The sequence below is a fragment of the Bartonella sp. AC535YNZD genome, from assembly GCF_042196625.1.
Classification (GTDB): domain Bacteria; phylum Pseudomonadota; class Alphaproteobacteria; order Rhizobiales; family Rhizobiaceae; genus Bartonella.
In genome coordinates this window covers 94144-119855 of record NZ_JBHIQP010000001.1, presented here as the reverse complement: position 1 = coordinate 119855, position 25712 = coordinate 94144, and the positions used below count along the sequence as shown (strand labels likewise).

General features: G+C 38.1%; 15 protein-coding genes and 1 tRNA gene. 7 read left to right on the top strand and 9 right to left on the bottom strand.

Going from position 1 to position 25712, the window contains the following annotated elements; translation table 11 throughout:
- Complete coding sequence (fmt, locus tag ACFIM8_RS00425; protein WP_375606154.1) at nt 1-930, bottom strand: methionyl-tRNA formyltransferase; 930 nt, start codon at nt 928-930, stop codon at nt 1-3.
- Complete coding sequence (gene def / locus ACFIM8_RS00420) at nt 930-1466, bottom strand: peptide deformylase (protein WP_375606155.1); 537 nt, start codon at nt 1464-1466, stop codon at nt 930-932. Before def ends, fmt begins: the two co-directional genes overlap by 1 nt.
- A 90-nt stretch (nt 1467-1556) precedes the next feature.
- Between def and ACFIM8_RS00415 the strand changes: the two genes are divergently transcribed.
- On the top strand, nt 1557-2738 hold the full coding sequence (locus tag ACFIM8_RS00415) for a DNA recombination protein RmuC (RefSeq protein WP_375606156.1): 1182 nt from the start codon (nt 1557-1559) through the stop codon (nt 2736-2738).
- 112 nt (nt 2739-2850) lie between these two features.
- Nucleotides 2851-3438, top strand: a complete 588-nt coding sequence (locus ACFIM8_RS00410) for a hypothetical protein (protein ID WP_375606157.1) — start codon at nt 2851-2853, stop codon at nt 3436-3438.
- A 1662-nt stretch (nt 3439-5100) separates the two neighbouring features.
- Here the strand turns inward: ACFIM8_RS00410 and ACFIM8_RS00405 are convergent.
- Both ACFIM8_RS00405 and ACFIM8_RS00400 read right to left on the bottom strand, forming a co-directional pair.
- A tRNA-Ala gene (locus ACFIM8_RS00405) sits at nt 5101-5176 on the bottom strand.
- A gap of 117 nt (nt 5177-5293) precedes the next feature.
- Entirely contained in the window at nt 5294-5677 is a 384-nt protein-coding gene (locus ACFIM8_RS00400) for a TIGR02300 family protein (protein WP_375606158.1), read from the bottom strand.
- A 187-nt stretch (nt 5678-5864) separates the two neighbouring features.
- Here ACFIM8_RS00400 and aroA point away from each other — a divergent pair, with 187 nt between their 5' ends.
- The 5 genes from aroA to pncB all read left to right on the top strand — a co-directional run bounded on the left by aroA (nt 5865) and on the right by pncB (nt 19905).
- Nucleotides 5865-7193: a 3-phosphoshikimate 1-carboxyvinyltransferase gene (gene aroA / locus ACFIM8_RS00395; protein ID WP_375606159.1), complete on the top strand. Its 1329-nt coding sequence runs from the start codon at nt 5865-5867 to the stop codon at nt 7191-7193.
- Nucleotides 7190-7837 (top strand): (d)CMP kinase, encoded by a 648-nt coding sequence (gene cmk / locus ACFIM8_RS00390; RefSeq protein ID WP_375614318.1) that lies wholly within the window; start codon nt 7190-7192, stop codon nt 7835-7837. The genes aroA and cmk overlap by 4 nt, the downstream gene beginning before the upstream one ends.
- A gap of 134 nt (nt 7838-7971) precedes the next feature.
- Entirely contained in the window at nt 7972-9672 is a 1701-nt protein-coding gene (rpsA, locus tag ACFIM8_RS00385) for a 30S ribosomal protein S1 (RefSeq protein ID WP_026500132.1), read from the top strand.
- Between the two features lie 231 nt (nt 9673-9903).
- A complete protein-coding gene (locus ACFIM8_RS00380; RefSeq protein ID WP_375614317.1) occupies nt 9904-18468 on the top strand; it encodes a GH36-type glycosyl hydrolase domain-containing protein in 8565 nt (2854 codons plus the stop codon).
- Between the two features lie 132 nt (nt 18469-18600).
- Complete coding sequence (gene pncB / locus ACFIM8_RS00375; protein ID WP_375614316.1) at nt 18601-19905, top strand: nicotinate phosphoribosyltransferase; 1305 nt, start codon at nt 18601-18603, stop codon at nt 19903-19905.
- A gap of 1483 nt (nt 19906-21388) precedes the next feature.
- Here pncB and ACFIM8_RS00370 read toward each other — a convergent pair.
- The 5 genes from ACFIM8_RS00370 to ACFIM8_RS00350 form a co-directional block, all read right to left on the bottom strand.
- Nucleotides 21389-21775, bottom strand: coding sequence for a YbaN family protein (locus ACFIM8_RS00370; protein ID WP_375606163.1), 387 nt, complete (start codon nt 21773-21775; stop codon nt 21389-21391).
- Nucleotides 21776-22178: 403 nt separating this feature from the next.
- Nucleotides 22179-23084, bottom strand: coding sequence for a metal ABC transporter permease (locus ACFIM8_RS00365; protein ID WP_375610018.1), 906 nt, complete (start codon nt 23082-23084; stop codon nt 22179-22181).
- Complete coding sequence (locus ACFIM8_RS00360; RefSeq protein ID WP_375606165.1) at nt 23081-23947, bottom strand: metal ABC transporter permease; 867 nt, start codon at nt 23945-23947, stop codon at nt 23081-23083. The genes ACFIM8_RS00365 and ACFIM8_RS00360 overlap by 4 nt, the downstream gene beginning before the upstream one ends.
- Entirely contained in the window at nt 23944-24774 is an 831-nt protein-coding gene (locus ACFIM8_RS00355; protein ID WP_375607867.1) for a manganese/iron ABC transporter ATP-binding protein, read from the bottom strand. The genes ACFIM8_RS00360 and ACFIM8_RS00355 overlap by 4 nt, the downstream gene beginning before the upstream one ends.
- Entirely contained in the window at nt 24771-25679 is a 909-nt protein-coding gene (locus tag ACFIM8_RS00350) for a metal ABC transporter substrate-binding protein (protein ID WP_375606167.1), read from the bottom strand. The genes ACFIM8_RS00355 and ACFIM8_RS00350 overlap by 4 nt, the downstream gene beginning before the upstream one ends.
- Nucleotides 25680-25712: the final 33 nt, after the last annotated feature.

Below are 25712 nucleotides of genomic sequence, written 5' to 3'. Positions count from 1 at the left end.
TTAAAAAACAGCAGAAATATGAGCGCCTCGCAAGAATGTTGCGCTATCAAGAATTTTACCGCCAGATCTTTGGAGAGAGGTTATTTCTATCCGTCCTTGTCCACAATGAATAATCAAAGAATTTGGTTCTATCCTCCCAATTTCAAAAGAAGCTCCTGTTGTTAAGCGACTTTCAATAATTTTTACGCGTTCTTCTCGTCCACCGATATTCATATTGCACCAGCAACTAGGAGAGGGAGAGAGCGCGCGAATATGCCTATGAATAAACTCTGCAGGTTTTGTCCAATCAATGCGGGTTTCTTCTTTCCTAATTTTGGCTGCATAGGTGATGCCTTCCTCTGATTGTGGGGTCAGTTTAAGTTGTCCTTTTTCAAGAGTTGATAGAGCTTCTATCATAAGTTCTGCGGCTATATTTGAAAGTTTATTTGAAAGCTCAGCGCTGGTGGCGCTATCAGTAATAGGGAGAGAACGAGAAAGAGCAATAGGTCCTGTATCAAGTCCTTCATCCATTTTCATGATCATGATACCTGTTTCCTTATCACCGGCCATAATTGCTCGTTGAATAGGTGCAGCACCACGCCAACGTGGTAAGAGTGAAGCGTGGGCATTAAAACAACCAAAACGCGGTGCTTCGAGAATAGCTTTGGGTAACAGGAGTCCATAAGCCACGACAATAGCAGCATCAACAGAAAGTGCTGCAAATTTTTCTTGTTGTTCGGCTGTTTTAAGTGTTTGAGGCGTAAAGATAGGAATAGATTTTTCTTTTGCTACCGTGTGAACAGCTGAGGGGATTAATTTAAGCCCCCGACGTCCTGCTGGACGAGGGGGTTGACTATAAACAGCGACAACATCATGACCAGCATTCAATAAAGCATGTAAAATGGGAACAGAAAAATCTGGTGTTCCCATAAAACTTAACCGTAATGCCATTACAAAACTGCTTCCTGTGTGTTTTTTTCTTTTGCGCGTTTTTTAAATTTCCGTATCACCATATCGCGTTTGATCTTTGAAATGTAATCAATAAAAAGACGCCCATTTAAATGATCAATTTCATGCTGTAAGCAAGTCGCCAAGAGATCATCTGCTTCAATTTCTGTCTGTTTTCCTTCACGGTCCTGATAGCGAACACGCAGACGTTTAGGGCGTTCAACTTCCGCAAAATAGTCAGGAATAGAAAGACAACCTTCTTTATAAATATTGCGCTCATCTGAAAGCCATAAAATCTCAGGGTTGATAATAACAAGCGGTTTTTTCTGCTCATCTTCAGAATTTCCAGAGACATCCATAACCAACATACGTAGTGGTATACCAATTTGAATAGCAGCAAGACCAACACCTTTAGAATGATACATGGTCTCCAACATATCATCTGCGAGCTTTTGGAGAGCTGAATCGACCTGCTCAACGGGTTTGGACTCTTCCCGTAAAATCGGATCAGGTAAAATAACTAAAGATCTTATTGGCATAAGAAGAGATTAATCAAAGGTTTGTTATTGGTCAATATTGAATAACGGATTCTTGCATTTTTTTACCATAAGAGCGTTATATTACCTTTTATGTTTGATTCGTTTTTTTCTATACTCACTGGTGAGTTTTTTTCTAAATTAATCGTTTTACTTTTATTTACACTTGTCTGTTTGGCATTTTTTATGCTGATACATTCTCATCGAAAAAGAACATTTTTGGAACAAGAAACTGCTGAACGTGCGCGTGAGGCACAAATGCAGATGGCTACCTTGCTAAAAACACAAGCTGAAATGCAAGGGCGAATGCAAACGATGGCGGAAATTTTTGGTCAACGGCAAGCTGAATTGAATAAATCGCTCAGTGAGCAACTCAATGGAATGACAACAAGCTTAGGTCAAACACTTCAGGTACAAACTAAATCCACTTATGAAAATTTGAATCGTTTGCAAGAACGTTTAGCAGTGATTGATGCGGCACAAAATAATATTCAATCGCTTACGGGACAAGTTGTTCAGTTACAATCCATTTTAAGCAATAAGCAGACACGTGGTACCTTTGGTCAGGGGCGGATGGAAGCAATTATTGCTGATGCCTTACCAGCAAATGCCTATGCTTTTCAGGCTGCTCTTTCCAACGGAAAGCGCCCAGATTGTCTTATTCATATGCCCAATAAAGCACCTTCTCTTGTTGTTGATGCTAAATTCCCTCTAGAGGCTTGGAATGCTATGCGTAAAGCCGCATCAACGCAAGAGCGTCAAGAGGCAGAACGCCAATTTCGTACCGATATGGAAGTCCATATCCGTGATATTGCGCAGAAATATTTAATTCCTGGAGAAACCCATGACACTGCTTTCCTTTTTGTGCCATCGGAATCAATTTTTGCAACAATTTATGAGGACTTTGAGGCATTGGTACAAAAAGCCAATAGAGCCCATGTGATTATTGTTTCACCATCTTTGTTGATGCTCTCTGTCCAGGTTGTACAAACCATTATGAAAGATGCGCGGATGCGTGAACAAGCGCATTTAATTCAATCGGAAGTGGCAAAACTGATGGAAGATTTTGGACGAATGGATATGCGTGTTCGCGCCCTACAGAAGCACTTTTACAAAGCAGGTGAAGATATAGAGGGAATTTTAATATCATCTTCCAAAATTATGAAACGGGCAAATCGCATTGAAACTTTCGAATTAAAAGAAAATTACTCTGAGCCAACAAAAATGACAACATCCGCTCAGTCACAAACATTGCGTTTAGTTGATGAGGAATAACGCAAAACAATTTTCTTAAATATCACAAGTTAGATCACGCTCTTTATTGATTGGTAATCATTTTTTAGTATCTTTATCTTGTTTTATTTCTTAAACGAGAGGAATAGAGAATATGCGACACCTTTTGTTTTTAGGGGCATTGGTGTTTCTGCTAGGGGGCTGTGCAACAACCACTCCCACTCACACAAACAATGCTTGCGCTATTTTAGCACAAAAAAATGGTTTTTTTGATAATTGGGGAAAGGCGTCTCAAAAGGCAGAAATGCGCTATGGGATTCCTATGCCTATTATTCTTGCAACCATTAATATGGAATCAAGTTTTCGTCATAATGCACGTCCTCCACGCAAAAAACTACTTGGTTTTATCCCATGGAAGCGTCGGTCGACAGCTTATGGTTATGCTCAAGCGCTTGACAGTACATGGGCAATGTATCTTCGCTCTACAGGAAAGTCTTTTGCATGGCGTACGAATTTCGCAGATGCTGCTGATTTTGTTGCTTGGTATCATCGCCAAAGTGTTCAACGCAATGGCGTGAGGTTTGATGATGCATATAGCCTTTATTTAAATTATCATATGGGACATGGTGCTTATGCGCGTAGTGGCGGGCATGTCACTGTTGCACTTTCACAGGCAGCACAGCGCATGGCGAGAATATCGAAGCTCTATGAACAGCAATTAAAGAGATGTGGGTGGCGTTAGGGAGGATTTTGAAAATCTCAATCAGAGAATTGATGTGGTGAAATTATTCGAAAGAAAAAACCCTTATGATATGATAAAATAGTGTCGTTTTTCCGATCGTTCAATGAAATAAATTGTTTCTTTAGAATAAACTCAAGCGACAGAAAGCTTTTGCAATACACAATGTGTTTGAAGATACTCTCGACATTTTTACCTCCTTTGTTTAAAAAATTTACAATGGAAATTATCTTCTATTTAGCGCTGGCATTTCGCATTGGGCTAAGTACCAGAGATTATGAAAATTTTAAAATATAATATCATTTTTATTTTCATTATGCGTATTACTGGCTGATTATTACATGAATATTTTCTTTACTAAGCGTATAAAATAGCAATTAAAACAAATGCAATTCGGGCATTATAAAAAGGGTAAAATATTCGATATAAAAAAACGAGAAATGCATTAAACGAAAAAACGTTATTTTGTATAAAGAGGGCAATACAGTCTTCAAAAGAACTAAGTGTATTTAGTATTGTATGAAATAAAACATACTCGTCCATCCAGTCCATCTTAATTGAAAGAAGTTATCTTATTGTATTGTAAAAACACTCCCGTTTATAGGATGATAAGGTATATGCAACTTTACACACAATGAATACTCAGGGTAGGGAGTATTCAGAGAAAGATTTGTAGCGCCTATGAAGTAACAAGTCAGCCTCCAATGCTGTGATAGCTTTTGCATTTGAGAATATTTATGAGAAGCATTTTAATTCTTTTTCTTAAATGGTTTAAGCATATTGATTTATAAAGATAATATATCGTTATTTATATTAAAGTAAGAATCTCGAATGGCGTAGGGTTTTATCGTTTCAGATCTCTTGAGGTTGAATCAATAAAACCATTGGCTTGCACATAACAAGCACAATGGGCATGTGGATAAGAACTGTGAAAGAAAAGACTAAAAATGTTTTTTATGAACATACATTCTCAAATATAAGAATTTTTGCAACATTAGGGATTGAAAAGTATAATGATGGTACTGCTTTACTCCTACATCTCAAACATCGTTTGTGATGTGTAAGGAAGGAATCCAATTGATTCAATGCGTTATGGCTTATGGTGAGAGAAGTTTATTTTGTTTAGAGTTATCACTTAATAATATAAATAATTTATAATGATAACAATACGTTATTTAAGATTTAACATGCTTCAGTATTGAGTTGGTGAATGCTACTCAAGGGGATAATTTTTTAAATTGCTAGGACATCTGATAAGACTAAAAATATTCAACAAAAGTCCTGCTTCGCAATAATTGGAAAATATATCTTAGTCTTCTATTCCCAAATCTTTGTTTAGGAACTTCTTACCTTTTAAAAGGATATCGATAATTAACAGATTATGATTTTGTGGTGAAGAAGGATTCAAATTTTGTCCTTTGAAAATATAAGGTGTCAGTTAAATAGCCCCTTTTTTATTTCTATATAAAGCATAAAAAATGATCTCTTTCCATTGTTATGTAAAGTAAAACTTTACAATCCAACAAATGATTAGAAACGCATAATGATAGCATTAAAGCAAGGAACGCGCTACTGGATCAATGGTTACAGAGCACATAAACCTTTTAAATTGATGCACACATCTTTTATTATAATTAATTCCCTTGATAGAACAGTTAGCCCTTTTGGTGGAGCTAAGCGGGATCGAACCGCTGACCTCTTGCATGCCATGCAAGCGCTCTCCCAGCTGAGCTATAGCCCCTATAAAAACAAATTGTCCCAAAAGGACAGTATACAATTCCAGCTTTTCTAGAACGATCAAACTTGAAGATCAAGAAGAATTTACATTTAATGGAAAAGATGTCCTCTTTTACTTCTTTTAAGCATCATCATCATTAGAAACACCGCCTCCGAGAATATCAGTAACGTCATCATCTTCATCGTCACCATCATGAGACAAAAATGTATCATCATCATCATCACCAAGATCTACATCACTATCTTCTAAATCAGGAAGATCGTCATCTTTAGAATCCACATCATCATCTTCAAGAAGCATAAAAGCAGATTTTTCAAGTGCTGTATCAAGCTCTTCAGTATCAACTTCTTCTTCATTATTTGCTTCAGCTGCTGCAACTTCAAAGTAAGAACGCGGATAAGAAATTCCTGTATAGGGCGACACAATAGGATCGCGATTTAGATCGTAAAATTTTTTTCCTGTTTCTGGATCAACACGTTTAGTTCCGAGTTCTTGTTTTGCCATAAGCCGTGCCTCTTTGATTAACTATTATTCCATTAAAAGATAAATTTTATGGTGCTTAATCGAAAAATAATACCTTTGTCAAAGATAAATACACTGTTCCACAGTGATTTTTTCATGACGTCTTTTAAAGCATGTGCTAAAGGATGCACAATTTCATAAAAGTTAGATAGAATTAAATAGAATTTCCATGCAAAAAGCAATCCCTATAACCACCTATAAATCGAGTAGTCTCTCTGGAAAAATTCAAATACCAGGAGATAAATCAATCTCTCATCGCTCTCTTATATTGGGAGGATTAGCAAGTGGTGAGACATATATTCATGGATTACTTGAAAGCGCTGATGTACTCAATACAGCTGCTGCTATGCAAGCTATGGGTGCCTGTATTATTAAAAAAGAAGACTTCTGGATCATACGAGGAACAGGGAATGGTTGCCTTTTAGCTGCACAAAAACCTTTAGACTTTGGAAACGCTGGAACAGGTGCTCGTTTGGTTATGGGAATGGTTGGTCCGTATCATATGAAAACAACCTTTATTGGTGATTCTTCTCTCTCTAAACGTCCAATGGGACGTATCCTTGATCCACTGCGTCTCATGGGGGTTGAAATTGAGGCAACGCGCGACGATCACCTTCCTTTAACGCTTTATGGTCCGAAAATGGCTAATCCGATACGTTACCGTGTTCCAATAGCTTCCTCCCAAATTAAATCAGCAATCCTGCTTGCTGGACTCAACACCGCCGGCACTACAACTGTTATTGAACCAGTTCTGACACGAGATCATACGGAAAAAATGTTAAAAGCATTCGGTGCGCAACTTGAAATAGAAAAAGATAACGAAGGTGCGCGTTTGATTCATCTTAATGGTCAACCCCATCTTACTGGACAAACGATTCATATTCCGGGTGATCCTTCTTCTGCTGCTTTTCCAATTATCGCAGCCCTTCTTGTAGAAGACTCTGATATCACCATTGAAAATGTTTTGATAAATAACTCTCGAATAGGACTTATCGAAACATTGTGGGAAATGGGTGCTCAAATTGAATTTTTGAACCGACGTCAAACAGGTGGAGAGGATGTTGCTGATCTACGGATAAAATCATCGGTCCTTAGAGGCGTTACGGTGCCCAAAGAACGTGCTCCATCGATGATAGATGAATATCCTGCTTTGGCAGTAGCAGCAGCCTTTGCAGAAGGCAAAACAGTTATGCTAGGCATTGAAGAATTGCGTGTAAAAGAATCAGATCGATTGTCTGCTGTTGCTCAAGGATTAAAAATTAATGGCGTAGACTGTGAAGAAGGTCAAGATTTTCTTGTTGTTTATGGAAAAGGTTCTGCCAAAGGTTTGGGGGGTGGGTATGTTGCCACACATCTTGATCATCGAATTGCTATGTGTTTTCTCATTTTTGGGCTTGTGTCAGAAAAACCTGTTACCATTGATGATAAACGAATGATCGCTACGAGCTTTCCAGAATTTATTCCTTTTATAAAAAAACTTGGGGGGAGAATCGCTTGAAGCCTTTTGTTATTGCTATTGATGGACCTGCAGCCTCAGGCAAAGGAACCTTAGCACGTAAAATTGCTGCACATTATCATCTTCATCATCTCGATACTGGTCTCACTTATCGTGGTGTTGCTTATGCGCTTTTACAACAAAATTTATCTCTTCATGATGAAAGTAATGCTATTATTTATGCTAAAGAACTTGATTTTAATACCTTAAATCCTTCTCTTCTTTCTTCTCATGAACTTGGTGAAGCGGCTTCAAAAATAGCAATTAACCCTGCTGTACGCAAAATTCTTGTCAAAAAACAACGCAACTTTGCTAAAGTTTTGCCCGGCTGTGTGCTTGATGGGCGTGATATCGGAACGATTGTTTGTCCTGATGCCGATATCAAGTTTTATATTCTAGCCAATGTTCAAACACGCGCCAAACGCCGCTACCAAGAGATTTTAAAAAAAGGTGTTCAAGCAAATTATCATGAAATCCTAGCTCAACTTGAACAGCGCGACAGTCGCGATATAACGCGCAAACAAAGCCCACTAAAACCAGCAAAAAACGCCCACTTGCTTGATACGTCAGAATTGAGTATAGAAGCAACATTTGAAATTGCATGTAGTTTTATTGATCCAATCATAAAAATGCATATAATTGGATAAATTCGTCAAGGTGACTTCCGGCCTAGCGCTAACTTTTTTTCCTGTATTTAAAAGGAAAAAGGCAAGAAGTTGCTTATGTTAACACTAACCTAGCGCTCATACCTTATAATACAAGGTATATATTAGGAGTTCTTATGTCACAATACAATCCCACAACAGCGGATTTTGAAGCCCTTTTAACAGAATCTTTTCAAACTAATGATCTTAATGAAGGATCTGTTGTTAAAGGTCGTGTTATTGCAATCGAAAAAGACATGGCCATTATTGATGCTGGTCTTAAAGTCGAAGGACGTATTCCTCTCAAAGAATTTGGAGCTAAAGCAAAAGATGGTTCTTTGCAAGTTGGCGATGAAGTTGAGGTTTACATTGAACGCATTGAAAATGCGATGGGTGAAGCTGTTTTATCGCGTGAAAAAGCACGGCGCGAAGAAAGTTGGGTCCGTTTGGAGGAAAAATTCAATGCTGGTGCGCGCGTTGATGGAGTGATCTTTAGCCAAGTAAAAGGTGGTTTTACAGTCGATCTTGATGGTGCCGTTGCTTTCTTACCTCGCAGCCAAGTTGATATTCGTCCCATTCGTGATGTTTCACCTCTCATGCATAATTCACAGTCCTTTGAAATTTTGAAGATGGATCGTCGTCGTGGCAATATTGTGGTCTCACGCCGCACTGTTTTAGAAGAAAGTCGCGCTGAGCAACGTTCAGAAATCGTACAAAATCTTGAAGAAAACCAAATCGTTGAAGGTGTGGTGAAAAATATTACAGATTATGGTGCCTTTGTTGATCTTGGTGGGATTGATGGTCTCTTGCACGTTACAGATATGGCATGGCGGCGTGTTAATCACCCATCTGAAGTGCTCACAATTGGCCAAACGATTAAAGTGCAGATTATTCGCATTAATCAAGATACGCACCGTATTTCTCTTGGAATGAAACAGCTTGAAAGTGATCCTTGGGAAAGTATCAGTGTCCGGTATCCGATTGGTAAAAAAATTACGGGTGCTGTTACCAACATTACTGATTACGGTGGTTTTGTTGAAATTGAACCAGGAATCGAAGGGCTGATCCATGTTTCTGAAATGAGCTGGACAAAGAAAAATGTTCATCCTGGAAAAATTCTGTCTACATCACAAGAAGTAGAAGTGGTTGTTCTTGAGATTGATCCTTCTAAACGGCGTATTTCTCTTGGCTTAAAACAAACATTTGAAAATCCATGGGAAGCTTTTGCCAATAAATTTCCTGTCAATTCGCAAATTGAAGGAGAGGTTAAAAATAAAACAGAATTTGGTCTCTTTATTGGGCTTGAAGGCGATGTTGACGGTATGGTTCATCTGTCTGATCTTGATTGGAACCGTCCTGGTGAACAAGTCATTGATACTTACAATAAAGGCGATATCGTTAAAGCTGTGGTTCTTGATGTTGACATTGAAAAAGAGCGCATTTCTCTTGGAATTAAGCAGCTTTCCAGCGATAAAGTTGGAGAAGCAGCTGCTTCTGGCGAATTGCGAAAAGGTGCAGTTGTAACATGCGAAGTGATTGCTGTTAACGACAATGACATTGGTGTGAAATTGATTGACCACAACCTTGAGACAACTATTCGGCGTGCTGATCTTGCGCGTGATCGTGATGAGCAACGTCCTGAGCGTTTCGCAATTGGGCAAAAGGTTGATGCTCGCATCACAGCATTTGATAAAAAAACACGTAAAATTTCAGTATCAATCAAAGCTTTAGAAATTGCAGAGGAAAAAGAAGCTGTTGCACAATATGGTTCTACAGATTCAGGTGCTTCTCTTGGTGATATTCTGGGTGCAGCTTTGAAAAAACAAGAACAAGATTAATCATCAATCATTAAAGTTGATGTTGTTATTAAGGTCACTCATTTTAAGAGTGACCTTTTTATTTTCTAAAGAAATTGTCTACTTATTTTTTAATTATTGCGTCAAAAATTGCAAATGCTTGCAAATAAAAACAAAAAGTTTGTTTTTTTGTCTATCAACGGTTCACTATTCAGATAAAATGCTTACAATTTAAATAAAAAACGATGTAATTAAATAACAATGGGACATGGCGTGCATAATATCCTTCATAAAATACTTTTTTCTCAAACAGAGAGAAAAGATCATTTTACTAATACGGATTTTCCTCTTCGTGCAATTTATAAAGTACAGGAAGATCTTTATAATTTAGGGCATGATATAGCTTCTGGTAAAGAAGTTTTACTCCCTGAATATGAGGGAGTAGAAGATTTTCGCAAGAGATTGAATGAAAGTGCTAAACTTATTCTTCATGCCTTTCATACCAGTGATTTTGCTGCCCAAAATGATGAGACCATCGCACCGTCTGCTCAATGGCTCATTGATAATTATTACGCCATTGATAAAACCATACAACAGCTACGCCGTAACCTCCCCAAGTCCTTTATAAAGCAACTTCCTCTTTCTAGACAAAAAGCAGGAATGCCACGAATTTTTATTTTAACTTGGCTTTATATCGCGCATACTGATAGTAGTTTTTCACAAGAAACACTGACTGCTATGATTAATGGATTTCAAGAAGTTTGTGCGCTCACAATTGGTGAATTGTGGGCTCTTCCTTCTGTGATGCAGATGCTGCTCATTGAAAATGTCCGTCGTCTTTCAGTCCGTATTGAAAAAGCGCGGCGTATGCGTCATCTTGCTAGTCAAGTGGCTGATAAAATTTCTCTTGTAGAAAATAAACCAAAACTCCATTCTATTTTTACGCAGTATCAACCACTTACTATTGATCCAACCTTTTCAGCGCATTTATTTTATCGTTTGCGCAGTGCATCTATTGATTCAACCGTAGCATTAACTTGGCTTGAAAAACAATTGGAAAGCCAAGGCAGTAGCTTAGAGATTGCAACAGCCGATGAACACACCCGACAAGCAGCAGATGGTGTGACCATGGGTAATATTATCAGTGCTCTTAAAGCTATAGATGATGTTGATTGGACAGCATGGTTTGAAACAGTAAGTTGTGTTGATTCTATTTTGCGTAAAAATAGTGATTTTTCTGAAATTGATGCTCACTCACGCAATATTTATCGACAAGTCATTGAAAAAGTTTCACGCTTTTCACCTCTTAGTGAACTGGAAGTTGCACATAAAGTTGTAGAAATGGCAAATTCCACTTCTAAAGATATGCCTCATCATTCTTGTGTGGGGTGGTACCTTGTTGATGATGGTTGTGGTATATTTGAAAAGGCTTGTGGATATATTCCGCCCTTTCTCATAAAATGGACACGCGCTTCCTGTTGCTCAAAATTGAGAGTCATGGCCGTTCCTGTCTCTTTTCTAACGCTTGCTCTTTTGCTTGTAATTTACGCTTTTTTACAAGTGTCTGGCATGACACAATGGATGTCTTTTTGCTTTACTGTATTGGCGCTTTTTCCTGCTATCGATGCTGCTTTTGCTTTATTTAACACTGTTGTTTCTTGGTTTGTCCCATCAAAACAACTCATTGGTTATGAATATAAAGAAGGTATTCCGGGATATGCGCGGACAATGGTTGTTGTACCTACTTTGATGACATCACGCGATGATATTGATGAACAAGTGCGCAATCTTGAAGTGCACTATCTTTCCAATCCTAAAGGTGCCATTCATTTTGCACTCATTACAGATTGGGTGGATGCTCCATTAAGAGAAACGCAAGATGATCTTGATTTATTACACTATGCGCAAAAGAGTATTGATAAACTCAATAGTCGTTATCATCGTGATGAACTTCCGCTTTTTTTCCTTTTACATCGCCGACGCCTTTATAATACAAGCGAAAAATGTTGGATGGGATGGGAACGAAAGCGAGGAAAACTTCATGAACTCAATCGACTCTTAAGAGGCGATAAAAACACGAGCTTTTATCCTCCCAATCCACGTCTTCCTATGGATTGCCGTTTTGTTATGACTCTGGATTGTGATACACGTCTTACTCCAGAGAGCGTCACACAACTTGTTGGAAAGCTTAACCATCCACTCAATCATCCCATTTTTGATCCACAAAGTGGAAAGGTTGTAAAGGGCTATAGCATTTTACAACCACGCATTATTCCTTCTCTTACAACAGAAAAAAAAACATCAATTCTCCAACGCGTTTTTTCTACCAACCGTGGTATTGATCCTTATGTTTTTGCTGTTTTTGATACGTATCAAGATCTTTTAGGAGAAGGCACCTTTATCGGTAAAGGGCTTTATAATATTGATGCATTTGAACGAGCACTTTACGGCAAAATTAAAGAAAATACTGTTCTCAGTCATGATCTCTTAGAAGGAGGATATGCTCGTACTGCTTTTGTAAGTAGCGTAGAAATTGTTGAAGATTATCCGACAGCTTATAATATTGATGTTATGCGGTATCATCGCTGGATCCGCGGTGATTGGCAACTTTTACCTTATCTTTTTTTTCCTCGTCAAATAAGCTTTGTAACGCGTTGGAAAATGCAGGATAATTTACGTCGTTCTCTCATGCCACTTATGTGGTTAATCGCAGCATTTTCAGGCTGGACTCTTTTGCCATTAAAGAGTGCAATCGTCTGGCAACTATTCTTGTTGTTTAGCTCCTTCATTTCACCCATTCTATGTGTATTAAAAACGTTTGTCTCATCCAATATAGATCATTCTTTGCGTGGACATTTTCAATTAATTTGGAACAAAATTGCTCTTACAAGCGCTGATATATTTCTTAAAACGACGTTTCTTGCGCATTCGGCGTATTTTATGACCGATGCGATTATTCGTACACTCTATCGTATGACGATTTCAAAACGGCATCTTCTTGAATGGAAAACTTCTGCCGCAACAAAATCAATACCCAATAGTTTGCGTTTCTATGTTTTTACAATGGCACCAGCATCGCTTATTGGTATTCTTACTATAGCACTCCCCCTTTTTTCTGATAGTTTTGCAAGCTTGGTTGCTTTGCCTTTTGGGATAGCATGGTTTTTTTCACCCTTCATTGCTTGGATTGTGAGTCAACCTTCAACCTTTCAAGATAGCCTTTATCTTTCTTCAAAAGATGAAAAAAAACTCCGTTCTATTGCACGGCGGACATGGCTTTATTATGCAACTTTTGTCAATGCACAAAACAACCATTTGCCTCCTGATAATTTTCAAGAAGATCCTGAACCTCTTGTTGCTCAACGTACATCGCCTACGAATATTGGCGTTTATCTCCTTTCTATTATTGCAGCACGTGATTTTGGCTGGATTGGTTTTGAAGAGACCATCACACGTATTGAATGTACATTACACTCTCTTGCAAAAATGGAAAAGTTTCGTGGTCATCTCTATAATTGGTATGAAACGGATACACTCAGACCTCTTTTACCTACTTATGTATCAACCGTTGATTCAGGGAATCTTGCCGGTCATTTGGTAACACTCTCTTCTGCTTTAAGTGAATGGGCTGAAAAACCTCATATTTTTTTTCAAAGTGACCGAGAAGGCTTATCGGATGTTCTTGCTATTCTTGAAGAAACTGTCAGAGAAATTCCAGATCATAAACCCAGTTTACGATCTTTACGCCAAAAAATCGAAGAAAACATTACTCGTTTTCATGATTCTGTCTTCACTTTTATAGAACAAGAAAATACGATCTCTTCTCACGTCATGGAGCTTTCACAGGCAGCTCACGATATTGTGCACTTAGTCGGTGAATTTGATCAAAAAATTCAAACGATAGAATCTGCTCGTGCGCTCTCTTGGGCTAAATGCCTTCTCGACACCTGCAACGCTCATCATCATGATGCTACTGATAATTGTGATACTGAAAAATTATGTAAAAAACTAAACCAGTTGGCTATAGCAGCACGGCAAATAGCCTTTGAGATGGAATTTGACTTTTTAGAACAGCCTAAACGGCACCTTTTATCCATTGGATATCGTGTGCAAGAAAACAAACTCGATGAAAATTGTTATGATCTGCTTGCTTCAGAAGCACGTCTTGCAAGCTTTTTTGCTATCGCAAAGGGAGATATAAAACTTAAACATTGGTTTCATCTTGGTCGACTCCTTGTACCGATAGGTTGGAAAGGTGCGCTCCTATCATGGTCTGGTTCCATGTTTGAATACCTTATGCCCTCTCTTGTGATGCATGAACCGTTAGGATCTCTACTAGATCAAACAAATCGATTAATTATTCGATGTCAAATACAATATGCCCATAAACGAGAATTGCCATGGGGTATTTCAGAGGCCGCATTTAATGCTCGCGATCATTTAATGAACTATCAATATGCTCATTTTGGTGTTCCAAGTCTCGGCCTCCAACGTGGACTCTCACGCAATGCTGTCATTGCTCCCTATGCCAGTCTTCTAGCGGCACAATATGCACCTTCTTGCGCTGTCGCTAATTTAAAACGACTCCGTGATCTTGGAGCTTTAGGGACATATGGTTATTATGACTCTATTGATTTTACTCCTTCACGCGTGAAGATAGGGGAAAAATACGCCATTGTACGCAATTATTATGCGCACCATCATGGCATGTCTATCCTTGCTCTTAACAATGTTATTTTTCAAGGGCGAATGCGTGATCGTTTTCACAGAGATCCCGTTATTGAAGCAACACAATTGCTCTTACAGGAAAGAGCGCCTCATCTCATTCCTATTATTCATACCAAAGCTGTTAATCGTATGCGCAATAAGTCTCAAGCATTTGACGCTGCCCTTTTGCGTATTATTAAAAATCCGTTGCTCAAACCACGAGCAACTTTGCTTTTGTCTAATGGCTCTTATTCTACCATGTTAACAGCTAATGGTTCTGGTTACAGCCGTTGGCACGATTATGCGATTACGCGCTTTATTCCTGATGCAACAGAAGATCAACAAGGTACTTTATTCTTTCTACGTGATACGCATAGTGGACGCTGGTGGTCTGTTACTGGTGAACCAACACGCGTTATTGAAGAAGAAGCTGTCAGCATTTTTACAGATGAAAAGGCTGAATATACAAAAATAGTTGATGGTATTAAATCAACACTTGAATGTCTTATTACATCTGAAGGATGTGGCGAAGGGAGACGTCTTCAACTGATGAATACGACACATAAAGATTGTCTTATTGAAGTTACTTCTTATGGTGAACTGGCACTCGCAACAATGGACGTAGATAGTGCTCATCCTGTTTTTTCTCGTATGTTTATAGAGACAGAAATTGCTGAGGAAGGCAAAACAATTTTTGCCAAAAGGCGTAAACGCTCACCTAGCGACCCTGATATTCATATTGCTCATTTTGTTTCTAGTACAACAGATACTCTCCAAGAGACAGAAGCTGAAACAGATCGCTCTCTATTTATTGGTCGGGGGCGATCTATTCATCGTCCCGCTGCATTTGACCAAAATACTCGTTTTAGTAACAGTCAAGGTTGTGTTCTAGATCCTATTATGTCATTGCGCTGCTGTGTACAAATTCCAGCCCATGGCAAAGCAGAACTTATTTTTTGGACTTTCGCTGCTCATACAAAAGAAGCGCTAAATAATCATATTAAACATTATCGACAACCTGATATGTTTCAAAAAGAACTTTCAATGGCATGGACGCGCTCACAAGTTGCACTGTATCAGAGTGGAACTCAGCTTAAAGAAGCTATTGTTTATCAAAAATATGCAACACCGCTTATTTATCCAGAAAGAACGTGGCGTCTTCCTTCTGAAATATTAGCAAAAACGCTAGGAAAACAGTCTGATCTTTGGCCCATGTCCATTTCAGGAGACAATCCACTCTGTCTTCTTAGATTAAATAACGAGGGAAATATAGCTGTACTGCGTGAGCTTCTTAAAGCACACGAATATTGGCGTATGCGCGGTCTTATTGTTGATTTGGTCATTCTCAATGAACAAGCATTTTCCTATATACAAAATACACAACGCGCTCTTGAGTGGGTCTGTGAATCTTATCGTCGCCACACGCAAGAAGCAGATGGATGCCAACATATTTTCATGCTTCGACGCGATCAAATGAGTGAACAGAGTTTTAAAACGCTTCTTGCATCAGCGCGTATCGTTCTTGATGCCCAAAATGGCTCTTTATCTGAACAACTTAAACGGCTTGATGAGAATGATTTTAATCTCACAATTCATAAAAATTATCAAGAATCTTATGATCAATTAGACTTGCCAAGATATAACGAAGGACAGCAATTTACAACACAAACTGAACAAAATCTTTTTTCTTCCATTGGTCTTATTAGCCAACAAAAACCATCTTCTTTCCCTACGAATGGAGAAGATCTAAGATATTGGAATGGTTACGGTGGTTTTAATCAGCATAATCATTATGTAATACGTCTTCATGGACGTACCAATACACCGCATCCGTGGATTAATGTCATTGCTAATCACAGGTTTGGTTTTCATGTCTCTGCTGAAGGTGCAATTTTTACTTGGGCTAACAATAGCCGCGATTATCAACTAACTCCTTGGGCGAATGATCCAACGTTTAACCGACCAGGAGAAGCACTTTATTTGGTTGATCGCCAGTCTTTAAAACGTTTCTCACCCGTTTCTACTGTTGAATGTGACGAAAATATTGTCTATGAGGCGTGTCATGGGTTTGGATTCTCAACTTTTAAATCAACACATTCAGAAATCGCATTAGAACTGACCCATACACTTGATCCTGAAAAACCTATTCGCTTTTCACGTCTTATCCTTACGAATGAAGGGAAAAAACCACGCAGTTTACGCCTTTATAATTATGTTGAATGGGTTTTGGGAAATGTCCGTACAAAATATGCTCCCTTTATTGTTTCCTCTTATGAGGCCAGATGGGGGGCGCATTTTATTCAAAATCCCTATCACATCGAGAAATCTCAACAAGTTACATTTTTATCAGCCTCCGAAATGCCAACCAGTACGACCACCAATCGCGCTGAATTTATCGGTGCAACGGGAACCGTAACACATCCAAATGCGATCCATAAAGCTGGTGCTCTTTCGAATACCATTGCAGCAGGATGTGATCCTTGTTCAGCATTTGCCTATGATATTGATCTTTTGCCAGGGCAAACAAAAGAAATCATCTTCTATCTTGGCAGTGCTGAAAATAGGCAAGAAGCTGAAAAACTACTTGATCAAGCACGTGCAAGCGATTTTGAAATTCTGCTCACAAAACAAAAACAACAATGGAGTGATTTTGTTTCTCCTTTCCAAGTCAAAACACCTGACTCTTCTTTTAATCTTATGGTCAACCACTGGCTTCCCTATCAAATTTATGCATGCCGCATCATGGCACGCGCAGGCTTTTACCAAGCGAGTGGTGCATTTGGCTTTCGTGATCAGCTACAAGATAGCTTGTCTTTGTTATTGCTGGAACCACAATTGGCTCATGACCAATTGTTAAATGCTGCAGCGCACCAATTTCTTGAAGGGGATGTGCAACATTGGTGGTTGCCTGATACAAATGCTGGTGTTCGTACGCGGATTTCTGATGATATCGTTTGGCTTGCATATGCAACAGCTTTTTATGTCAATACCACTGGCGATGATGCCTTTCTTGATACGCTCATTCCTTTTATTGAAGGTGATGTTCTCAAAAGTGGGCAACAGGATGCTTATTTTCAACCCACCCAATCCTCAAAGGTTGCAACAGTTTATGAACATTGTGCTTTAGCTTTAGACCTTGCCATTAAACGCTGCGGACCACATGGTCTCCCTCTTATGTTAGGTGGGGATTGGAATGATGGCATGAATTTGGTGGGTGTGGAAGGAAAAGGCGAAAGCATTTGGTTAGGATGGTTTCTTGGGTACACATTACAAGCATTTATCTCTTTAGCAAAGAAACGTGGTGACAACAGCCATATGCAAATATGGAGTACGTATCTTGAACGTTTAACAAAATCCCTAGAGAAAAACGGTTGGGATGGTGCTTGGTATCGACGTGGTTATTTTGATGATGGAACACCTCTTGGCTCTAAAATCAATGATGAATGTCAAATTGATACCATTGCTCAATCTTGGGCTGTCATTTCTCAAATGGCATCGCCTGAACGTCAAAAACAAGCGATGAAATCAATGTTGGAGCATCTCTATGATAAAAAAGGCGGATTCATTCGCCTTTTTTGGCCGCCTTTTGATAAAAGTACACTCGAGCCTGGTTATATAAAAGGTTATCCTCCAGGAATTCGAGAAAATGGTGGTCAATACACGCATGGTGCCATTTGGAGTATTTTAGCATTGGCTGAAATGGGACAAAACGATGAAGCTTATGCTTTATTTTCCGCGATTAACCCTATTAATCATGGACAAGATCCTGAAACTTATCGTGTTGAACCTTATGTGATGGCGGCAGATATTTATGCTGTTGAACCACGATGTGGTCAAGGCGGTTGGACTTGGTATACAGGTTCAGCTGGTTGGTTTTATCGTGCCGCAACACAAGCGATTCTTGGAATACAACGTCAGGGAGACCTATTGTTTTTGCAGCCACATTTACCCTCTATTTGGCCAAAATATGAAGCAACAATGAAGTTTTATGATGCCGTTTATAGCATTAAAGTAAAATGGGGACCTAAAAATATGCTCTATGTTAATAGCAAAGAATATACCGAATTTCATACAGGGATAAAGTTACAAAAAACAGGTCAGCATGAAATTATACGTATTGTCAAATCTTAAAGATGAAAGATGAAAAAAGAGAGCAGACTTTTTATTCTTGTTCAAAACTGTAGAGTTGTTATATTGCACCGCCTATATTAGCCGCGTTGGTGCATAATGTTTTAGATTTTATGAAAATGAAAGAAAAAGGTTATGAATCATCCGGATATTGCTAGACGTGTTTACAATCACACTTGGAAACTTGATCCCATTATTCGGTCACTTCTTGATACGGATTTTTATAAGCTTCTAATGGTGCAGATGATTTGGGGGTTATATCCTAATGTTAATGTTACTTTTTCCCTCATAAATCGCTCTAAAACAATACGTCTTGCCGATGATATTGATGAGAGTGAATTGCGTGCCCAACTTGATCATGCTCTTAGTTTGCGCTTTACAAAAAAAGAAATGATTTGGCTTTCTGGTAATACATTTTATGGACGCAAACAAATTTTTGAACCGGATTTTCTTCAGTGGCTTGAGAATTTTCAACTTCCAGAATATGAACTCACCCGCAAAGATGGCCAATATATCCTTCATTTTCATGGACCCTGGGCCCATAGTTCCATGTGGGAAATTCCTGCCCTTGCTATTATTAGTGAATTACGTTCACGTGCTGCTCTCAAAAAACTAGATCGTTTTGCTCTTGATGTACTTTATGCGCGTGCTAAAGCAAAAATGTGGAGTAAAGTTGAACGTCTCAAAAAATTGCCTGATATTAAAATATCTGACTTTGGGACAAGGCGCCGCCATTCTTTTTTATGGCAGCGCTGGTGTGTGGAAGCATTAAAAGAAGGCATTGGTAATTCTTTTACTGGAACGTCTAATGTCCTTCTCGCCATGGATACAGATTTAGAAGCTCTTGGAACCAATGCTCACGAATTGCCCATGGTTATTGCTGCTCTTAGCAAAAACGATGATGAATTACGCAGAGCTCCGTATCAAGTTTTGCAAGATTGGAACCGTTATTATGGTGGAAATCTTCTCATTGTTTTACCAGATACCTTTGGTACAGAAGCATTTTTACGCGATGCTCCAGATTGGGTAGCAGATTGGACGGGGTTTAGACCTGATAGTGCACCCCCTATTGAAGGTGGCGAACGTATTATTCAATGGTGGAAAGAAAAAGGAAAAGATCCACGCGAAAAACTTTTAATTTTTTCTGATGCTCTTGATGTCAATACAATCGAAAAAACCTATCATCACTTTCATGGAAGAGTGCGCATGAGTTTTGGATGGGGAACTGATCTTACCAACGACTTTGCGGGCTGTGCACCTCAAGAAATTGCAACACTTGATGCTCTTTCCCTTGTTTGTAAGGTGACCTATGCCAATGGTCGACCAGCCGTAAAACTTTCAGATAATCCTAAAAAAACGATCGGTGATTCAAAAGAAGTACAACGTTATCTCAATTTTTTTGGTAATAAAAAGCGAATTGCTGGACCTATAAAGACATAGTTTCCGGTTCTTTAAAACAAGTATATTGACTCATCATATTGTTTATAAGATTGATTTTTGTCCTCCCCTAAGGATGAGGATTCTTAACCTTTGCTGGTCTGTAAACAGTTTGGCTGTTTTTGAGCAGATTCTACTTGGCCTACCACGGATACGCTTCACTTACATAAGGCGCGATAGATAAGACTTAAAAGTATTTACGACGCATTAAAAAAATACTTAACGTGCCAAGGAAGTTTAGCCAAGGAGATTTTCTCATTTTAACCCTGTTAAATCAAGCACACTCATCTCCTTGCATGTATGAAGGTTTTCAAGTTCTAAGGGTTATTGTTGTAGTTTGACAGTAGGTTTTATACTAAGTGGGAAGAGGTTGGATTAAGTAGGAATACGTGGTAATTTGTTGTTTTTATGTACAATTTTAGCCATTAAATGCGCGTTTTATCAAAATAGATTTTGACACCTAAAATTGCAAAAATGACCGAAAATCAGAAAAAAGTGCGTTTCCATAAGTAAAAATAAGAAAAGACTTTCAAAACCCTTTGAGAACACCTTTAAACTCTTTGAAAAAAATAAATTGGTACAAAATCTAGTGCCAAAATATACAAAACCAGATGACAAGCTATAATTGTAGCATTAGGAATTACTAAGGCAACATTGGAGGATGACAAATAGCATGGTGACTATTGGTGTGCATTTTGAAAGGCAAGGATGATGGTGCTCAAATAGATTTTATACACTTTACAGGAGATTTTACTTTATCCATGTATGGTCTGCTATTATGAAATGAGTAAAGCGTTGAGAGATGTTTCATTAAAATAAATGTGTAAATAACATGATTTGGGAGACCTTTTGTTTTACGTGAGGGGCATGACTTCATTAAAAAACAGAGAATGCAATAATATTTTTATTTCGAATAAGCTTTATACAAAGACAGAGAAATTATTTATTCGCATATTATAATAAGAATGCGTGTATGTATAAAACAATTTGAAAAGCTCTGTTGTTTCTTATGAATTATTCTTCAGTTAATAACAGATGTAACATTAAAGATTGATATAATGGACCGGCTTCTTAACTGTATAAGTATAAAATGATGGTGTTTAGTAAGCTTTGTATTATATCCTCATTAAGAGATATGAAAAAAAACGAAATGTCTTTTAGAAAGAAATGACTATCATATCAATGACTTTTCAATGATGTATATGTAGAGATTCATACAAACATGCTTTACAAAAATAATGACTCTCTTCCATGAATGTGATTTATCATTGTTTACCAAGTAAGAACATTTTGAGTATTCATAAACAACTTTCTTTGTTCATAAAAATTATTTCACAGACATATTATTAATTAATTGCGTTCAAAAAGCTTGCTATTTCATATGCATTTTGGGAATGGAGAGCTTATATTCAAAACTTAAAAGTTCTCATAGTTTTTACAAATAAGTCGAAGCTAAAAAGAGTATCCCATAAAGTCTTTTTTATCATTAATAAGATGGACGTGTTACAATATAAATGGCAATCAGCAATAATATAACCGCAACAAGTAAAGAAATCCATAAAGGAGGGTGTAGCATTACAAAAAAGGATAAAAATCCTCCTGTCATACTCATCATTGCAAAAACTTTAACGAATGGAGAGATTGCTTTTTTTTCTTCCCATCGCTTAATAGGGGGACCAAAAATACGATGATTATTCAACCATTGATGAAAACGTGGAGAAGAACGCGTAAAACACCATGAGGAAACCAATAAAAAAGGCACAGTTGGCATAATAGGTAATACGACACCGATAATACCTAATATAACCATCGCCCACCCTGCTATATAATAGCAGATACGTAAAGGGTGCGATATCTTCAAATCTTTTTTCATTTTCTCGTACTATTTTCCTCTACGCAAAACCCTATACAAAAACATTGTATCTGTTTTTTTCTGTTTACATGTCTGAGTGTACAATTACGCTCTATCCCTTCATGCGTAAGTGTCTTTGCTGTTATAAGTTCCTTGAAAATACCGAATAGCTTACACAATATTATAATCATTTTAAATGATTTCAAGAAATGAGAAAAAGTTTCAGAAAAAAATAAAAAGGCTGCAGAATAAATCAATGCAGCCTCTTAATTAAAATGCAGTCTTGGGGGGGGGAGAATATACACTGCATTCAGTTGCTAGGCATTAGGAGGAAAAATAACCTAACAACCCAATCTCTAACTAAAATAGGCACGAGAAACAATACATAAAAATGCATGGCTGATATGCATGAATTTTAACACTTTCAAGTCTCTTGAACTGTGCTTCGACGAAAGAAAATCATCATGAAAGTAGCCATAAAAATCAACGTCAAGATCAACACAATTGTAGAAGCAGAGTCAGAGCCGATAAATAAGCTGAGATAAATCCCTAAAAAACCAGAAAAAGCTGCAACAAGTATTGCGATCATTAACATAAAAGAAAACCGCTTTGTGACAAGATAGGCAATTGCTCCTGGTGCTATCAGTAAAGAAATAACGAGCACGATACCTACAGCTTTCAAGGCCGCAACAATTGTAAGAGAAATCATTGTTAGAAGGGTATAGTGGAGTAGAGATATTGGTAAACCCATTGCACGTCCTTGAACTGTATCAAAAATATACAGCATAAAGTCGCGCCATTTTGCTGCTAAAATAAAAGTGACAATAGCAGAAATGATTGCTGTCTGCGTAATATCAAGCCAGTTAACACCCAAGAGATTACCAAATAGAATATGATTTAAATCTAAGCTACTATAAATAGATGTGGCTAAAACAAGCCCCAAACCAAACATTGAAGAAAAGACCACACCCATCACCGTGTCCTGTTTGATACGGCTATTGCTTCCTAAAAAACCCGTTAATAGTGCACACACCATTCCTGCAACAAAAGCACCGCAAGTAATCAAAGTCATTGTAATATTCTCGGGACGCATATGCTGAATCCAAGCAAATGGCAAAGAAGTTAAAAATGCAATTACCCATGGTGTTGTCATATAACCAACAACAACACCGGGAAAAACTGCATGGGAAATGGCATCGCCTAACAGTGCCCATCCTTTTAAGATAAGAAAGCAGGAAAGCATTGCCATTGGAACAGAAAGAATCATGACAATAAACATACCCTTAAGCATAAAAGAAAATTGAAACGGAAGCAGTAATTGATCAATCATGATAATATCACACCCTTTTTTGCCGCATTTATACGTAAGCGTGCAGCAATAAACCCGTGTTTAGGAGCAAAAATAAAAGCCAAAATAAATAAAAATGCTTGAAAAAGTACTACGACCCCGCCTGTTTGCGCATTCAAAAAATAACTTACATAAACACCCAAGACACTTGTGAATGTTCCAATTATAACTGCAATAATCAAGACATTTACGAAACGATCACTTAAAAGATAGGCTGTTGCCCCAGGTGTCACAACAAGACAAATGACTAAGAACGCTCCAACGGTTTGCATGGCAGCAACCGTACAAGCGGCCAGCAATGTGAAAAAGAGAATCTTTAAAAACTTTACGTTTAATCCAATGGCGTGCGCATGCGTTTCATCAAATAATGAAACAAGAAGATCTTTCCATTTCAAAAGCAATATAAGCAAAGAAAAAAATCCGATAAAAGCCAATTGTAGAATATCTGTTGAACTAACTGCTAAAATATTTCCCAAAACAATCGTATCAATATTAACAGCCATTGGTTTTAATGATTTGAGAAATAACCCAAAGGCAAAAAAGGAAGAAAAAATGAGCCCAATAATGGTATCTTCTTTAAGTTTTGTTCGATGGTTAAAAAAGAGCATTGCTGCTGCTGCAAGACCACCAGAAAAAAAAGCGCCGAGTGAAAAAGGTAACCCTAAAAGGTAAGCTCCTGCTACACCAGGAACAATCGAATGGGAAAGTGCATCACCAATCAATGACCAACCTTTTAACATCAAAAAAGCCGAAAGAAAGGCACAAACACACCCAACTAACCCAGAAACCCACATTGCATTCACCATATATTGATAGCTCAGTGGCTCAAGCAACCAAGAAATCATGCAACGTGCTCCACTCTTTCAATATCTTCACAAACTGCAGACTGCTTTCTTCCCATGAAAACATCATTTTTTTTTGTGCTTTGAAGATCAAAAATATGGTGGTGCAAAGACCCTCCAAAAGTTTTTTCCAGATTTTGCTTTGTAAAGATTTTTTCAGTTAATCCGGAAGCTAACACTGTTCCTTTTATTAAAACCGTATGATCACAAAATTCACGAACAGAGCCCAAATTGTGCGTTGAAACCAAGATCACAGCTCCTTCTTTACGAAGATCTTGTAACAAAGCAATGATTTTATCTTCTGTTGTAACGTCAACCCCTGTAAACGGCTCATCTAATAAAATAGCTTTTGCTTTTTGTGCAAGAGCGCGTGCTAGAAAAACACGCTTTTTCTGTCCACCAGAAAGTTCTCCAATTTGGCGCTTAGCAAAAGCCAGCATATCAACACGTTCTAAAGCAATACGAACGGCTTCATAATCTTGTGTACGGGCATAGCGAAAGAAATTCATATGACCGTACCGCCCCATCAATACAACATCTTCAACCAAAACAGGAAAATTCCAATCGACATCTTCACTTTGAGGAACATAAGCAATAAGATTTTTTTTCAAAGCTACATCAACGGGCAAATCAAACATGCGAATTTTTCCCTTTGAGGGGCGTACAAACCCCATAATCGCTTTAAATAACGTTGACTTACCGGATCCATTAACACCAACCAATGCCGTAATAGAACCCTTTGGACTTTCAAAATTCACTTCGCGTAAAGCTGTATGTCCATTACGATAAGTTACCGTTACCCCTTGGGCAAATATTCCACATTCCGTCATTGGCTTTTTACTCCCTCTGCTAGAGCCTTGCTAATACGCCCACTCGTGACACGTAATAAATCAATATAAGTGGGGACCTCACCATTTTTCTCACTCAGAGAATCAACATAGAGAACACCACCGTATTTAGCCCCTGTTTCTCTGGCAACCTGCTTAGCAGGCGCAGGGGAAATAGTGCTTTCAGAAAAAACTGCATGAATATTGTATTTGCGAACCATATCAATAACATGCTTGACCTGCTGTGGTGTTCCTTGTTGGTCAGCATTGATGGGCCATAAATAAAGTTCTTTTAGATCAAAATCACGCGCCAAATAGCTAAAAGCCCCCTCACTGGTCACAAGCCAACGCTTATCTTGCGGTACGGCTTCTAATTCAGCTCTAATTGGATCAATCGTTGCACGAATTTTCTGTTTATAAATTTCAGCATTCTCTTTATAAATTTCAGCATGTTCAGGGTCATATTTTACAAAAGCATCGCGAATATTATCAACGTAAATCAAAGCAGAGGTTGGTGACATCCACGCATGAGGATTGGGTTTACCGCTAAAAGGGCCCTCACCAATTTTAATGGGTAGAATACCTTTTGAAACAACAACACTTGGAACATCCTTGATATTTTGAAAAAACTTTTCAAACCAAAGCTCTAACTCTAAACCATTCCACAATACAAGGTTAGCTCCCTGAGCACGCATAAGATCGCGTGGGGTGGGTTGATATTCATGAATTTCCGCACCTGGTTTTGTAATGGATTCAACATCAGCGGCATCACCTGCTACATTGCGTGCCATATCAGCAATGATAGTAAATGTCGTAACAGCTTTAAATTTACCAGCACACAAAGCAAAATTGGGTGTAAAAAAAATAACACTTCCAAAAACTATGGTGAAAAATGTTCTTACGTTCATTGATGCTCTCTTTCCTTTATATGCCTTCTTTTT